Origin of the sequence: Saccharothrix saharensis, from assembly GCF_006716745.1 — a bacterium.
Lineage (GTDB): Bacteria > Actinomycetota > Actinomycetes > Mycobacteriales > Pseudonocardiaceae > Actinosynnema > Actinosynnema saharense.
This window is the reverse complement of record NZ_VFPP01000001.1, coordinates 7,269,456-7,283,180: the sequence shown is the minus strand read 5'-3', so window position 1 is coordinate 7,283,180 and position 13,725 is coordinate 7,269,456. Positions and strand designations below refer to the sequence as shown.

Below are 13,725 nucleotides of genomic sequence, written 5' to 3'. Positions count from 1 at the left end.
CGTGGAGTTAATAACCCAGCCGAGTGAGTTCAAACCTGCGAGTTCCAGCGATCGGTCCGCCGACCGGTCGACTCGCGCACCACGAGCCGCACCGACGGGGGCTCGGCCTCGGTCTCCTCGCCGCGCAACCGGGCCAGCAGGACGTCCACGGCGTGCTCGCCGCGCTCCCGCCAGGCGCCCTCCACCGCGGTCATGCCCACGGCGCGGGCCAGGTCCGTGCCCTCCAGGCTGACGATCGACACGTCACCGGGCACGTCGCGCCCGTCGCGGCGCAGCCGCAGGAACACGCCCAGCGCCACCTCGCCGCTCGTGCTGATCACCGCGGACGGCAGGCGTTCGGCGTCGAGCAGCGCGTCCACCACCTGCTCCCCGCCCGCCACCGTCGAGGACGACCACAGCGTCCACTCCGGACGGACCGGCAGACCCTCGGCGACCAGCACCTCGTCGTAGGACTCGTCGATGTCGCCGGCCAGCACCAGCGCCACGTCCCGGTGCTCCAGCCCGGTGAGGTGGCCCACGGCCAGGCGCAACGCCTCGCGCAGGTCGTCGTCCCACACCGCGACCACGGGCACGTCCAGCCCGTCGAGGGCGGCCTGCTCGGCGTCGGTGAGGTTGACCGCGAGCGCCAGCACGCCGTCGACCCGCCGGGCCAGCGGCAGGTCCTCGAAGAACCGCTTGCGCGCGTCGGCGTCGCGCAGCACGTAGAGCAGCACGTCGTACCCGGCCTGCCGCAACGCGCCCTCCGCGCCCGCCAGCAGGTCGCCCCGGCCCACGTCGGCGGTCAGCACGGCGACCGCGTACCGCCGCCCGCCGGCGAGGCTGGACGCGTCGCGGGCGATCGCGTACCGCATGCGCTTGGCGACCTCGGTCACGTACCGGCGGGTCGCCTCGGACACGCCGGGCTCGCCGCGCAGCGCCCGCGACACCGTCGCCGCGGACACCCCGGCGGCCCGCGCGACGTCGGACATGCTCGTCAACTCACACCTCCCGGCCTGGTACGAGATTAGCGAGAACCGTACGGTTGCCCCGTCGCGAGCACGCCGCGAGACGTGATCGACACCCTGCGGAGAGGACTGCCATGAAGGCCGGCGACCAGGCACCCGACTTCACCCTGCCCGACCAGGGCGGCGCCCCGCGCACCCTGTCCGACCTGCTCGCCGCGGGCCCCGTCGTGCTGTTCTTCTACCCCGCCGCGATGACCGCCGGGTGCACCGCCGAGAGCTGCCACTTCCGCGACCTCGCGGCGGAGTTCGCCGAGGTCGGGGCGCAGCGGGTGGGGATCAGCCCGGACCCGGTGGAGCGGCAGGACGAGTTCGCGACCAAGCACGACTTCGACTACCCGCTGCTGTCCGACGGCGACGGCGAGGTGGCCGCCGCGTTCGGCGTGAAGCGGCGGTTCGGGCCGCTGCCGGTGAAGCGGCAGACCTTCGTCATCGACACCGACCGGACCGTGATCGAAGTCATCAAATCCGAGTTCGCCATGAACGCCCACGCCGACAAGGCGCTGGCCGCGCTGCGCGAGCGGGCCGGCCGCACGGCCTGAGGCGTCACGCCGGCCGCAGCGCGGCCAGGACGAAGTCGGCGATCTCCGCGCCGAGCCGCGCGGGCGACTTCGGGCCGTCCGGCCGGTACCAGGTGGGCAGCTGGTTCACCACGCCCAGCGCGATCAGCACCACCGTGTCGGCGGGCACGGCCGAGCTGAACCCGCCGTCCCCCTGCGCCTGCTCGACCACCGAGCGGAACGTCTCGTGGTAGCGCCGCCGCTCGGACCGGAAGCTGGCCATCCGGTCGGCGTCCAGCCGGTGCATCTCGCGCACGAACACCGCGGTCTCGTCCACGCTCTCGGCGGTCGTCTCGACCAGGCTGACCACGATCCGCCGCACCGTGGTCGCCGCGTCCGCCCCCTCCGCCACGATCCGGTCCAGGTCGGCCATCTGCCGCCCGATCAGCGACCGGTAGATCTCGAACAGCAGGTCGTCCTTGGAGCCGAAGTAGTGGTAGAGCGCGCCCTTGGTGACCGAGGCGGCCTCGACGACCTCCTGCACCGTCGTCGCGTCGAACCCCTTCGCGGCGAACAACCGCACGGCCGCGCCCACGATCCGCTCGGGCGTCGCCCCGGTCCGCCGCGCCACCGTCAGGCCCCCGGCGCCAGCGCGCGCACCAGGTCGAGCTGGTCCGCGCCGGTGGGCAGGACGGCCATCACGGGCGTGTCGACGCCGTTGGCGGCGTACCTCGCCACGTGCGCGCGGCACTCGTCCACACCGCCGTGCACGATCAGCGCGTCCACCACCTCGTCCGGGATGTGGGCCCCGGCGCCGCGCCGGTCCCCCGCCGCCCACGCCTCGTGCATCGGGCGCAGCGCCTCGCCCCGACCCAGCCAGTCGTGGAACGCCGCGTACGCGGGCACGGTGAGGTAGGTGCTGATCAGCATCCGGCCCAGCGCGCGGGCAGCGTCGGCGTCCTCGGTCGGGCACACGAAGATCCGGGCGGCCAGCTCGCCGCCGCCCATCTCGGCGCGGACCTTCGGCACGTCGTCGGCGCCGAGCCAGTTGGTGATCGCGCCGTCGGCCTCGCGCCCGGCCAGCCGGAGCATGCCGGGGCGCAGCGCGGCGAGCATGATCGGCACGCGGTGCCCGGGCGCGCGCTCCAGCTTGAAGCCGCGCACGGTGAACGTCTCGTACTCCTCGGACACCTTCTCGCCCGCCAGCGCGGCCTTGAGGAACCGCAGCGTGTCCCGCGTGCGCTTGAACGGCTCGTGGAACGGCACGCCGTTCCACCGCTCGACGATCGCGGGCGAGGACGACCCGATGCCCAGCACGAACCGGCCGCCCGACACCTCGGCGAGCGTGGCCGCGGTCATGGCCAGCGTGGCGGGACCGCGGGTGTAGACGGGGGCGATGGCGGTGCCGAGGCGGACGCGGTCGGACCACTGGGCGGCCAGCGCCAACGGCGTGAAGGCGTCGGTGCCCGCGGTCTCGGCGGACCACACGTCGGTGTAGCCCAGGTCGGCCAGTTCGGCCACCAGCGCGCGGTGGTCGAGCACCGGCACGCCGGTCAGCGGCAGGGTGATTCCCCAACGAGCCACGATCGCCTCCCTGAAGGTGTCCGCCGCCACCGTACCGCAGGTACCGACCAGTCGGTATGCCCGCTGCAAAGAACTCCACCGGGACGTGTGAACCGCCCCCTGGCGGGGTAACCGGGGTGTGCGACCCCCTCCGAAATACCGTTCTGCCCCGCCGGAGTGCGCCCGGCGGGGCAGAACGGGAGGAACGCGGCGATCGGGCGGTCAGGTCAGAGCGAGATGCCCCGCTCGCCCAGCCAGCCGATCGGGTCGATCTTCTGCGAGCCGTTGAGCCACACCTCGAAGTGCAGGTGCGGACCGGTGGACTGGCCGCGGTTGCCCATGGTGGCGATCTGCTGGCCCGCGTGGACCTGCTGACCCGCCGACACGAGCGTCTCGTTGACGTGGCCGTAGATCGTGATCGTGCCGTCGTTGTGCTGCACCCGGACCCACAGGCCGAAGCCGGACGCCGGGCCCGCCTCGACCACGACGCCGTCCATCGCGGACAGGATTGGGGTGCCGATGGCGTTGGCGATGTCGACGCCGTAGTGGGTGGTGCCCCACCGGGCGCCGAAGCCGGAGGTGAACTGGCCCTCGGCGGGCTTGGCGACCTTCGGGCGCTTCGCGGCCTCCTCGGCGGCCCTCTGCTCGGCGATCCGGGCCTGCTCGGCGGCGATGCGCGCGTTCTCGGCGTCGACGCGGGCCTGCTCCGCCGCCGCGGCGTCGGCCTGCCGCTTCAGCTCGGCCTGCCGGGCGGTGTAGCCCTCGGACGCGTGGCGGATCGCCTGGTCCACGTTCTGCCGGACCAGCAGCCCTTCGGAGCGCATCAGCTTCGCCGCTTCGAACGCGGGCTCGACGGCGTGCACCGTGCGGACCTCGGCCGAGCGGGGCGCGGAGCTGTGGACGAGCGCGGCCGCCAGGTCCGAGCCGGCGGCGACGGGGAGGAAGCGGGTGTCACCGGCGTCGAACCCGCCGGTGGCGCCCACGCCGGTGGCGAGAGCGCCGGCCGCGACCACGACGGCGGCGACGCGGCCGCTGACGGGCTTGCGGTCGCACTCCGCGCGATGGGAGCGGTTGCGGGACGGGGTGCGGGGCGCGGTGAACGCGCGTCGCCCGTCGGCTTTCGTGTGGCGTGCCAAGGTAGTGCCTTCCTGCATCGGGGAGCACGGCCCGGTCACAGGGACACCTGGCGGGGGATCCAGGCTGGCGGCGCTTTCGGGGAGCGACGCCGTGTCCCTATGGTGACCGAACCGTGACATGCGGCCGGGACCGTAACCCGATGTAACAACAGGAGGCAAGTCTTAGCACCAGCACTGGTGCTTTTTGGTGAGATAACCCACTGATCGTCACACTACGTGTTCATGTACTCGTAGGTTCCGCATTGGGTCGTTATAAAAGCCCAGGTCAGGGGCGTCTTGAGGCGTGACGTAACCCGTGACGAAGGTCGACTACCGGTAGCGCGGTTCGACCGGCGGGAGGTTGGCCGGCTCCTGGCCCTCGTGGATCACCTTCATGGCGTTGAACCACGTCGGCGCAGCCACCTGACCACCGTAAACGCCGCCGGCGTCGTTCGTGCCGCACAGCCTCGGCGGGGAGCCGTTGCAGATCACCTGAGGTGCCACCCCATCGGTGAACGTCATGACCGCCCCGGCGAACTGCGGCGTGGCCCCCATGAACGCCACCGACCAGTGGTTCTCGGTGGTGCCGGTCTTGCCGATCATCGGCCGCGTCCACCCCGCGTTCGACGCCGCCTGCGCCGCCGTGCCGCCGGCCTTGGTGTCGGCGCCCATCGAGTTGGCCAGCGCGTTCGCCACCTCGGGCGCGACGGCCTGGTCGCACGGCGCTTCCTTCAGCTGCACCGGCTGGCCGTTGCGGTCGACGATCTTCTCCACCGGCGTCGGCGGGCACCACTTGCCACCGCTGACGATGGTCGCGGCGACGTTCGACAGCTCCAGCACGCTGGTCGGGCCCGCGCCCAGGGTGAACGAGCCGCTGTTGTCCCGCTTGTAGACGTCACCCTGCGACGGGCCGTTGGAGCCGTCGGCCTTGAGCGGGTCGCCCTTCCAGTCGACGCCCTGCATCGACTCGCGCAGGCCGAGCCGGTAGGCCATGTCGACCACGTTGTTCAGCCCGGCCTTCTCCTCCAGGATGATGAACGCGGTGTTCGGCGACTGGGCCATCGCCTCGGTCAGCGTCATCTTCTCCTTGTAGTCGCCCGCGTTCTTGACCGTGTAGGGCTTGTTGCCGTCCTTGTAGACCCTCGACGTGTAGGTCTTCGGCACGTCGATCGGCTTGTCGATGCCGGTGACGCCGCGCTCCAGCGCCGACGCGGCGGTGAACACCTTGTAGATCGAGCCCGCGCCGAACTTGGTCACCTCGGCGGGGATGGAGTAGGCGCTCTGCCCGGCGTCGGCGTTGTTGCCGAAGTCGCGGTTCGCGGCCAGCGCGCGCACCCGGTGCTTGTCCGTGCCCGGCTGCACCACGGCCATCGCGTTGGCCACGCCCGGCTGGGTCTTGGGCACCTGCTGCATCGCGGCGTCCTTGGCCGCGCGGGTGGCGACCGGGTCCATCGTGGTGGTGATCGTGTACCCGCCGCGCAGCAGCTCCTCGGTCGGCAGGCCGGCCTTCTCCAGGTAGTCGACCAGGTAGCGGCAGAAGAAGCCGTAGACCGGGCCGTCGCCCGCGCCGACGCAGCCGTTGGGCAGCAGCCTCAGGTCGGGCACGACGCCGATGTCGGTGGCCTTGTACTCGGCGGCCTTCTCCTCGGCGACCTTCGGGTCGGGGCCGAACGCGCCGTTGTCGCGCATCCGGTCGATCACGGTGTTGCGGCGCTTGATCGCGGCGTCCACGTCGGAGCCCGGGTTGAGCCTGCTCGGCTCGTTGACCAGGCCGGCCAGCATCGCGGCCTGCGGCACGGTCAGCTTGTCGGGAGTGGTGTCGAAGTAGGTGCGGGCCGCCGCGCCGACGCCGAACGCGCCGTTGCCGAAGGGGACGACGTTGAGGTAGGCGGTGAGGATCTCGTCCTTGCTCATCTTCTGCTCGAGCTGGGTGGCGATCCGGGCCTCGCTGATCTTGCGGCCCAGCGTCACCTCGGTCGCCTTCTCGTAGGCCTCCTCGGAGCCCTTGCCGACGACGAACGCGAGGTAGTTCTTCACGTACTGCTGGGTGAGCGTGGAGGCGCCCTGGGAGGTCTCGCCGTCGACGCCCGCCTTGGCCGCGGCGCGGGCGATGCCCTGCCAGTCGACGCCCTTGTGCTCGAAGAACCGCTTGTCCTCGATCGCGATGATCGCGGCCTTCATGGTGTCCGCGATGCCCTCCGACGGCACCGGCACCCGGTACTGGTCGTAGAGGTAGGCGATCGGCTGGCCGTGCATGTCCAGCACCGTCGTCACGAGCGGCAGCTCGGCCTTGGTCAACTCACCGGAGGTCTGGTCCACGGTGTCCGCGGCCCGGTTGGACGCCAGGCCGAGGCCGCCGACCACCGGGAACAGGACCGCCGCGACGAGCACGCCCGCCATCAGGCACAACCCCACCAACTTGACCAGACCTGTCGCGCGCGCGGCGAACACTGAACCAGCAACCCCTTCCGAAACCCGCGGGAACCCCCACTGACTAAGTCGCACGAAGACCGTCGCGGGTTGCTCCCCGGCGAGCAGAAGTTTTCGGCGCGATCTCCGACGACGGTTGTCGAAGTTACTCCTGCCCGGTCGAGAGCGTGGTCAAACCCCGTTCGGCCGGACGGCGCAGCTCGCCGGGCACGGCGGAGTGACCAGCCTCACGCCCACCCGGCGGCCTCGCCGAGCACCTGGACGGTCGAACCGCGACCCGTCCATGATCGAACAGGTGTTCGCCACCGGCAAGATCACGATCGGGTGATCAGGGCCGGCGATCCGGCGTGCCAGGCGCGGCTCCCCCGGCACGGCTCCCCCAGGACGGCCCCGACGGCACGGCCCCGACGGCTGGGTTCAGCGCGAGGCGCGCAAGCGGATCGTCGCGCTGGCCCGCCGGACCTCCACCCCCGTGTGGTCCGGCAACACGTCCTCCAGGAACGCGTACCCCTTCAGGTCGTCGTCCGGCCGCCGCGACACCGTCCGCCACCACGTGGCGATGTCCGCCCACCCCGGCGCCGACAGGGACCCGCCGAAGTGCTGGACCGACAGCGCGGCGCACAGGTTCGCGAACCGCACCCGGTGCGCCAGCGGCCACCCCGACAGCGTCCCCAGCACGAACCCGGCGCCGAACACGTCACCCGCGCCGGTCGAATCCAGCGGCGCGACGTTCAGCCCCGGCACGTCCACCACCTCGCCGGTGGCCGAGTCGACCGCCACCGCCCCACCGCCACCCCGCGTCACCACCACCACGGGCACGTGCTCGGCCAACGCCGCGGCAGCGCGCTCGGGCGTGTCCGCCCGGGTGTACCGCTGCGCCTCGGCGTCGTTGGGCAGGAACACGTCGAACTGCTCCAGCCGCCTCAGCAGCTCGGGCGCCCACAGCTCGGTGCGGTCCCACCCGATGTCGGCGAACAGCAGCGCGCCCTGGTCCTTCGCCTTCGCCACCCACCGCTCGTCCTCCGGGCCCACGTGCACGAAGCACGCCCGGGTGCGCGGCGGCGGGTCCAGGATCTCGTCGGCCGACACCGGCGGCCGGTGGCCGTGCGTCACCATCGACCGGTCGTGGTCCATCGCCATGGACACGGTCACCGGGGAGTGCCAGCCGTAGAACCGGCGGCAGTGGCTGAGGTCGACGCCCTCCTGCTCGGCCAGCACCTCCCAGCAGAAGTCGCCGTAGACGTCCTCACCGAACGCGGCCGACAGCGCGGTCCGCAGTTGCAGCCTGCTCAGCGCCACGGCGAGGTTCGCGATGCCGCCGGGGCAGGAGCCGAGCCCCTCGGCCCACACCTCGGTGCCCGGGGCGGGCGGTCGGGGCAGGCCGGTGAAGATGATGTCCAGGAACACGGTCCCCGACAGCAGCACGTCGAACACCGGTGCGGCGGGCTGCGCCGGGTCCGACGGCACGGGCGGTGGCACGAGCGGAGGCGTGGCGGCCATGTCCCCCACGATGCCAGGCCCGGTCAGCCGTCGACAGCCGCGAACAGCTCGCGCATTCGGGCGAGCGCACGGTGCTGCGCGACCCGCACCGCGCCCGCGGTCGAGCCGACCGCCGCCGCCGTCTCCTCCGCCGACAGCCCCACCGCGACCCTCAGCACCAGGATCTCGCGCTGCCGCTCCGGCAGCTTCTGCAGCAGCTGCGTCACGTGGCCGATCATCTCGCCGGTCATGGCCCGCTGCTCGGGCCCGGCCTCCAGGGTCGGCGTGTCGGGCAGCTCCGGCACGACCTCGGACCGGCTGCGCACCGCACGTCTTCGCGCGTCGGCGACCTTGTGCGCGGCGATGCCGTACACGAACGCCAGGAACGAGCCGGGCTCGTAGTGGTAGGTGCCCAGGGCCGCCACCACGGCCAGGCACACCTCCTGGGCGATGTCCTCGGCCGAGACGAGGGTGCGCTCCCGCGAGCCGACCCGCGCCCGGCAGTACCGCAGCACCAGCGGTTGGATGCGCGCCAGGAGCTGGCCGGTCGCGCGCGGGTCGCCCAGCAGCGCCGCGTCGACCAGTTCGGACAGCTCGGCCTCGGCCAGCCACCGGGCGGTCACCTGCCGCGGGCCCCCGCCCACGACCAGCCTCACCTCGGGACGACCGGGCACGCCGGCGTCGTCGCGGACCGCGCCGACCCCCACCTCGACGTCAGCTCGCACGGATGCGTGCTGCACCATCCGGCGACCTCCTCACGCTCGTCAATCCTCCGGCCCATCCCGGCTCACTGATGAGGAGCGCGCAGCGGTGCTCCTGATACGGGACAAGCCAAAGCTGACCACGATCCGACGCAGCGTGGTCGCAACAGCACTCGGAGGTGACGGCGGATGAGCCGTTCGGCCCAGCGGGGGCCGCGCGCTACTTCACCGCGGCGAACCGGCGGACACCCGGACAGCCCACCCGGAAGCCCGCTTCGGAGTAAGCGAGGTGGCACCCCCACCTCCGCCGGAACGTCTCGTCGGAGCCGAGCCAGGCGATTTCGCCCCACCGGGCCGGGAACCGCTCGCGCCGGCGGCGCGGGTCTCGGCGTGGTCGCGGCCGGACTCGCGCTGTCGACCACCCGCGTCGCGGTGTGCTCGCGCACGGCGTCCTCGATCGCCCGGACGGACGGGATGAGCCCACCGGGAAGACGCACTTGTGCACCCAGCCGCAGTCGGACGCGCCGCCGGGGACCAGCGCCCGGCCTACCGCGGCGAAGGAGGCGGGCCGGTACCCGGCGCCGACGGCCTCGATCATCTCCACCGACACCACCGCGTCGTACCGGCCGCGTTCCTGCCGGTAGTCGCGCAGGTGGACGGTGACGCGGTCGCCGACACCGGCCTCGGCCGCCCGTCGCACGGCCGGCGCGCGCTGCTCGGCGGACAGGGTCCGCTGCCGCCGGGCAGCACGACCCGCACCGGCACCGCGCACCGCGCGGCGGAACAGGGACCCGCCACTGCCGGGAGCAACGCGGCCGGCCCACCACGCCGTGGATCGTCCGCGGCCGTCGGACGGGGGCGTGCGCCCACCCGCGCGTGGCCGGCGCCCTGCCACGGTGGCGCCCTGCCGCGGTGGCGCCGCCGGCGGAACCGGCAAACCGGTGCCGGAGCACCGCCCCCACCGCGGTCGCGGCCCGTGCCGGCAGGCGAGAATGCCCACCGCAACGCGTGCACCGGGCGAGTGAGGGGACTGAACATCGCCGTGATCGAACAGCTGAGCGTGCGGACCGACGAGGGCGACTTCGACGCGATCGCGGCGGGCCCCGAGGACGGCAGGCCGGTGCTGCTGCTGCACGGCTTCCCCGAGGCGGCCGTCGAGTGGGAGCACCAGGTGGCGGTGCTGGGCCGCGAGGGGTTCCGGGCGGTGGCGTTCGACCAGCGCGGCTACTCGCCGGGCGCGCGGCCCGAGCGCGCCGCCGACTACGGCGTGGACGCGCTGGTCGGGGACGTGCTGGCGGTCGCGGACTCGTTCGGCTGGTCCAGGTTCGACCTGGTGGGCCACGACTGGGGCGGCGCGGTGGCCTGGTGGACCGCGGCCGAGCACCCGGAACGGCTGCGCAAGCTCGTGGTGGTGTCCACGCCGCACCCCGGCGCGTTCGCCGAGGCGTTGCGCACCGACGAGGACCAGCACCTGCGGTCCGGCTACATGACCGAGTGGCGCAACAGCAACACCGAGAAGCGGATGCTGGACGACGGCGGCGCGGCGCTGCGCCAGATGTTCGAGTGGAGGGTGCCGCCGAGCCGGGTGGACGAGTACGTGCGGCGGATGTCCGAGCCGGGCGCGCTGACCGCGGCGCTGAACTGGTACCGCGCCGGGCGTCCGGGCGGTCGGGCCGGGAAGGTCTCCGTGCCCACGATGTACGTGTGGAGCACCGAGGACGTGGCGTTCGGGTCGACGGCGGCGCTGAGCACCGGCGACTGGGTCACCGGCCCGTACCGGTTCGAGATGCTGGAGGACGTGTCGCACTGGGTGCCGGAGGAGGTGCCGGAGGCGTTGACGGCGCTGCTCCTGGAGCACCTGTCGTCCTGATTGAACCGCTGCCGCGCCGCCGCACGTGTTCTCGCGTATGACGGAGTTGACCTACTCGGAGCGCAGGGTCGCGACCCTCGCCGCGTGTGGCCACAGCAACCGGGCGATCGCGATGCGGCTGCACATCACCGTGAGCACGGTGGAACAGCACCTGACCAGGGTCTACCGCAAGCTGGCGGTGGCGAGCCGGGAGGAGCTGAAGGGGCACCGCGCCCTAGTGTGACCCCATGCGGGTCGCGGGGTTGCTGCTGGCCGCGGGCGCCGGGCGGCGCTTCGGCGGCCCCAAGGCGCTGGTGGCGCACGGCGGCGTGCTGTGGGTCGACCGGGCCGCGGCGGTGCTGCGCGACGGTGGGTGCGCGCCGGTCGTCGTCGTGCTCGGCGCCTCGGCGGCGTCGGTGCGCGCGCGGGCGGTGCTGGAGGGCTGCGTCGTGGTGGACAACCCCGACTGGGCCACCGGCATGGGCTCGTCGTTGCGCGCGGGCCTGGCCGCGCTGGCCGGCGCGGACGTCGGCGCGGTCGTGGTGCTGCCGGTGGACACGCCGGGCGTCACGGTGGCGGCGGTCGAGCGCCTGCGCGCGCTGGCCTCGCCGACGGTGCTGGCGCGTGCCTCGTACGACGGCGCGCCCGGCCACCCCGTGCTGCTCGGCGCGGGGCACTGGCCGGGCGTGGCCGAGTCGGCGGTGGGCGACGCGGGTGCCCGTGACTACCTTCGCCGGCACAGCGCGCTCGACGTGCCGTGCGGCGATGTGGCGGACGGCGACGATGTGGATCATCCGCGAGACCTGCCCACGTGAAGCACGCGTTGTGCCACAGTCAGGCGGCATGAGGCTGGTGCAAGGCGGGCTGGTGGCGTTGGCGGTGGGCGCGGCGGGGTGTGGCGGGCCGGTGGCGGAGGAGCGGGCGGCGCCGACGCCTACCGCGGTCTGCACGACCACGTACACGGCCGCGGACGTGGGCGAGCCGGTTGGGCCGACGTCGTTGCGGGTCGAGGTCCGCAGGCTGCCGCTCGACCCGGCCGAGGAGGAGCGGCTGCGCCGGCAGCGCCTGCCGCTCTCGGCGCACGACCACGCGGCGGCGCTGGACGCCGCCGGACGGGTGCGGCCCGCGTTGGAGCGGCTGTGCGGCCTCGGCGAGTTCGGCCTCACCGCGGCACGTGACGCGATCACCGGCGCCGGCTACCCGGCCAACGACGTGTACGTGCAGCCGTACCCGGAGCCGCCCGGCGTCGGCTACAGCCTGCACCTGGGCGACCGGGCGTGCGTGACGGGGCACGTCCGGCCGGGCCGGGTGGTGATCGACGTGGACGGCGCCACGCGTGACGGGTCGTGCGCCAAGGAGGCGTACTGACCCCTTCAGGCCGACGTGGGCCGCTGCTCCTCGGCCTCCGGCTGCACCACCGGCAGCGGGCCGGAGATGATCCGCGGCATCGGCACGGCGGGCGACGGCGGCTCGGTGTCCGGGGTCCAGCGGTCCCGGCCGTCGACCTGGCCGCCGAGCAGGGCGCTCGCCTCCGCCGTCGCCTGCGCCACGATCTGCCGGGCCCGCTGCTCGGCCTCCGCGAGCCGCCGCTGGGTCTCCTGCTCGGTCTCGTCCAGCAGCACGGCCTGCTGCCGCGCCACCTCCTCGGCCCGCTTGAGCATCTGCTCGCTGCGCTCCCGGGCGTCGGTCTCGAACGCGTCCGCCTTCTGCCTGGCCACGTGCATCAGGTAGCGGATGCAGCCCGACACCGCGTTGTCCTTCGAGTAGCCCGCGTGCAGCACCCGGTACTCGGCCAGCTCGCTGCGCGCCTCCTCCAGCTCGCGCACCAGGTCGTCGGCGGTGGCCACGGCGCCGTCCCGGTCCGTGCGCAGCACCTCCAGCTCCTCCCGCAGGCGGGCCAGCTCCCACCGCGCGCGGGCCAGTTCCTCGTCCACCTCGCGCCGGTCGTAACCGCGCCACCGCACGGGGAAGGGCCTGCCGCGGGACTTGTCGTTGTGCATGGCTGCCGCCGTTCCGGACGACTCAGCCCCGGGCCAGCGCCACGAGGTCGTCCATGGTGCCGTTGAACAGGTTCTGGTCGATCGGGGTCGACGTGTGCTGCCAGATCGAGTGCGCCGACCAGCGGTGCGGCAGCGTGCCGACGCTCTCGGCGTAGCGGGCCACCCACAGCGGGTTCGTCGCGGTGAAGTCACCGAGGCGGCCCGTGCACATGTCCCACCACGAGGTGGACGTGTAGATCATCGGCCAGCGCCCGGTGCGGGCCTGGTAGGTCTCGGCGAACTGGCGCACCCAGGCCACCATCGCCTCGGGCGTCAGGCCGTAGCACTTGTCGTCGCTGTACGGGTTGTACTCGACGTCGAGCGCGCCGGGCAGCGTGCGGCCGTCGGCGCTCCACCCGCCGCCGTGGTCGACGAAGTAGTTCGCCTGCGCCGCGCCGTCGGACCGGTCGGGCAGCGCGAAGTGGTACGCGCCCCGGACCATGCCCACCTGGTACGAGCCGTCGTACTGCTGGCCGTACTTGGGGTTGACGTACCCGGTGCCCTCGGTGGCCTTGACGTAGGCGAACCGCATGCCCTGGTTCCACCAGTGCGGCCAGTCGACGTCGCCCTGGTGGCTGCTCACGTCCATGCCGGGGACGGTCGGGCCGGTCAGCACCAGCTCGGAGGCGTCGACCGGGTGCGCCTGCTCGTGCTTGGCGATCTGCGAGCCGGCGGCGTGGTCGGAGTAGGAGCCGGGTGACGGCTGCGCCGCGGTCACCGGCACGTGCAGGGCGGCGAGGCAGGAGAGCACCACCGCCGACGCGGCCGTGCGGGACAACCACCTGTGGGATCGCGCCGGCATTGGACTTCCTCCCCTTCCGGAGCCGCGCTGGGCTCGCCGACCCGCGGTGGGCTCGCGCCGTCCCGCGGCCGTGACTCCTGGGGAACGGCTACCACCGCTCGTGCCGGGACAACCTGGAGAAGTCGTTTCCACCTGAACGAATGACAAAAGCCGTCTTTCGCGGCACACCACGTGACCGGGCGGTATGCGTGGGTGACGATCAATTCGCTCGACCTCCCGGAAATGCCGGCATGAAGTGACACTTAC

15 protein-coding genes are annotated in these 13,725 nt (G+C 73.1%); 5 read left to right on the top strand and 10 right to left on the bottom strand.

The window, feature by feature from the left end:
• Positions 1-29: 29 nt before the first annotated feature.
• Positions 30-968, bottom strand: a complete 939-nt coding sequence (locus FHX81_RS33370) for a LacI family DNA-binding transcriptional regulator (RefSeq protein ID WP_141984270.1) — start codon at positions 966-968, stop codon at positions 30-32.
• Positions 969-1,078: 110 nt separating this feature from the next.
• On the opposite strand from FHX81_RS33370, the gene FHX81_RS33365 reads away from it, so the two are divergent.
• Positions 1,079-1,543 (top strand): peroxiredoxin, encoded by a 465-nt coding sequence (locus tag FHX81_RS33365; protein ID WP_141982501.1) that lies wholly within the window; start codon positions 1,079-1,081, stop codon positions 1,541-1,543.
• Between the two features lie 4 nt (positions 1,544-1,547).
• On the opposite strand, the gene FHX81_RS33360 is transcribed toward FHX81_RS33365, so the two are convergent.
• From FHX81_RS33360 to FHX81_RS42315, 7 genes are all read right to left on the bottom strand, one after another.
• A complete protein-coding gene (locus tag FHX81_RS33360; RefSeq protein ID WP_141982500.1) occupies positions 1,548-2,132 on the bottom strand; it encodes a TetR/AcrR family transcriptional regulator in 585 nt (194 codons plus the stop codon).
• 2 nt (positions 2,133-2,134) lie between these two features.
• On the bottom strand, positions 2,135-3,085 hold the full coding sequence (locus tag FHX81_RS33355) for an LLM class F420-dependent oxidoreductase (protein WP_141982499.1): 951 nt from the start codon (positions 3,083-3,085) through the stop codon (positions 2,135-2,137).
• Positions 3,086-3,291: 206 nt separating this feature from the next.
• The gene (locus FHX81_RS33350; RefSeq protein WP_246108095.1) at positions 3,292-4,200 is read right to left on the bottom strand and encodes a M23 family metallopeptidase; all 909 of its coding nucleotides are present in this window, start codon (positions 4,198-4,200) and stop codon (positions 3,292-3,294) included.
• A gap of 309 nt (positions 4,201-4,509) precedes the next feature.
• Positions 4,510-6,630 carry a transglycosylase domain-containing protein gene (locus FHX81_RS33345; protein WP_246108094.1) on the bottom strand — a complete coding sequence of 707 codons (2,121 nt, stop codon included), beginning with the start codon at positions 6,628-6,630 and terminating at the stop codon, positions 4,510-4,512.
• A gap of 396 nt (positions 6,631-7,026) precedes the next feature.
• Positions 7,027-8,109, bottom strand: coding sequence for a PfkB family carbohydrate kinase (locus tag FHX81_RS33340; RefSeq protein ID WP_141982497.1), 1,083 nt, complete (start codon positions 8,107-8,109; stop codon positions 7,027-7,029).
• 23 nt (positions 8,110-8,132) lie between these two features.
• Positions 8,133-8,828 (bottom strand): RNA polymerase sigma factor ShbA, encoded by a 696-nt coding sequence (shbA, locus tag FHX81_RS33335; RefSeq protein WP_425473900.1) that lies wholly within the window; start codon positions 8,826-8,828, stop codon positions 8,133-8,135.
• Between the two features lie 181 nt (positions 8,829-9,009).
• The gene (locus FHX81_RS42315; RefSeq protein ID WP_170232256.1) at positions 9,010-9,561 is read right to left on the bottom strand and encodes a cyclopropane-fatty-acyl-phospholipid synthase family protein; all 552 of its coding nucleotides are present in this window, start codon (positions 9,559-9,561) and stop codon (positions 9,010-9,012) included.
• A gap of 270 nt (positions 9,562-9,831) precedes the next feature.
• Here FHX81_RS42315 and FHX81_RS33325 point away from each other — a divergent pair, with 270 nt between their 5' ends.
• From FHX81_RS33325 to FHX81_RS33310, 4 genes are read left to right on the top strand one after another with little or no spacing between them, the layout of a single operon-like run.
• Positions 9,832-10,659, top strand: coding sequence for an alpha/beta fold hydrolase (locus FHX81_RS33325; RefSeq protein ID WP_141982495.1), 828 nt, complete (start codon positions 9,832-9,834; stop codon positions 10,657-10,659).
• A 37-nt stretch (positions 10,660-10,696) separates the two neighbouring features.
• The gene (locus tag FHX81_RS33320; protein WP_141982494.1) at positions 10,697-10,882 is read left to right on the top strand and encodes a helix-turn-helix domain-containing protein; all 186 of its coding nucleotides are present in this window, start codon (positions 10,697-10,699) and stop codon (positions 10,880-10,882) included.
• 4 nt (positions 10,883-10,886) lie between these two features.
• A complete protein-coding gene (locus FHX81_RS33315) occupies positions 10,887-11,453 on the top strand; it encodes a nucleotidyltransferase family protein (protein WP_141982493.1) in 567 nt (188 codons plus the stop codon).
• 28 nt (positions 11,454-11,481) lie between these two features.
• The gene (locus FHX81_RS33310; protein WP_141982492.1) at positions 11,482-12,006 is read left to right on the top strand and encodes a hypothetical protein; all 525 of its coding nucleotides are present in this window, start codon (positions 11,482-11,484) and stop codon (positions 12,004-12,006) included.
• Positions 12,007-12,011: 5 nt separating this feature from the next.
• Here FHX81_RS33310 and FHX81_RS33305 read toward each other — a convergent pair whose 3' ends face one another.
• Entirely contained in the window at positions 12,012-12,638 is a 627-nt protein-coding gene (locus FHX81_RS33305; RefSeq protein ID WP_141982491.1) for a DivIVA domain-containing protein, read from the bottom strand.
• Between the two features lie 22 nt (positions 12,639-12,660).
• Positions 12,661-13,479, bottom strand: a complete 819-nt coding sequence (locus FHX81_RS33300; protein ID WP_141982490.1) for a lysozyme — start codon at positions 13,477-13,479, stop codon at positions 12,661-12,663.
• Between the last annotated feature and the right edge of the window lie 246 nt (positions 13,480-13,725).

Excerpts from the sequence above, each read along its gene's own strand:
- FHX81_RS33305 (WP_141982491.1), bottom strand. The coding sequence starts at position 12,638 with ATGCACAACGACAAGTCCCGCGGCAGGCCCTTCCCCGTGCGGTGGCGC.
- FHX81_RS33300 (WP_141982490.1), bottom strand. The coding sequence starts at position 13,479 with ATGCCGGCGCGATCCCACAGGTGGTTGTCCCGCACGGCCGCGTCGGCG.
- FHX81_RS33340 (WP_141982497.1), bottom strand. The coding sequence starts at position 8,109 with ATGGCCGCCACGCCTCCGCTCGTGCCACCGCCCGTGCCGTCGGACCCG.
- FHX81_RS33310 (WP_141982492.1), top strand. The coding sequence starts at position 11,482 with ATGAGGCTGGTGCAAGGCGGGCTGGTGGCGTTGGCGGTGGGCGCGGCG.
- FHX81_RS33320 (WP_141982494.1), top strand. The coding sequence starts at position 10,697 with ATGACGGAGTTGACCTACTCGGAGCGCAGGGTCGCGACCCTCGCCGCG.
- FHX81_RS33365 (WP_141982501.1), top strand. The coding sequence starts at position 1,079 with ATGAAGGCCGGCGACCAGGCACCCGACTTCACCCTGCCCGACCAGGGC.
- FHX81_RS33315 (WP_141982493.1), top strand. The coding sequence starts at position 10,887 with ATGCGGGTCGCGGGGTTGCTGCTGGCCGCGGGCGCCGGGCGGCGCTTC.
- FHX81_RS33370 (WP_141984270.1), bottom strand. The coding sequence starts at position 968 with ATGTCCGACGTCGCGCGGGCCGCCGGGGTGTCCGCGGCGACGGTGTCG.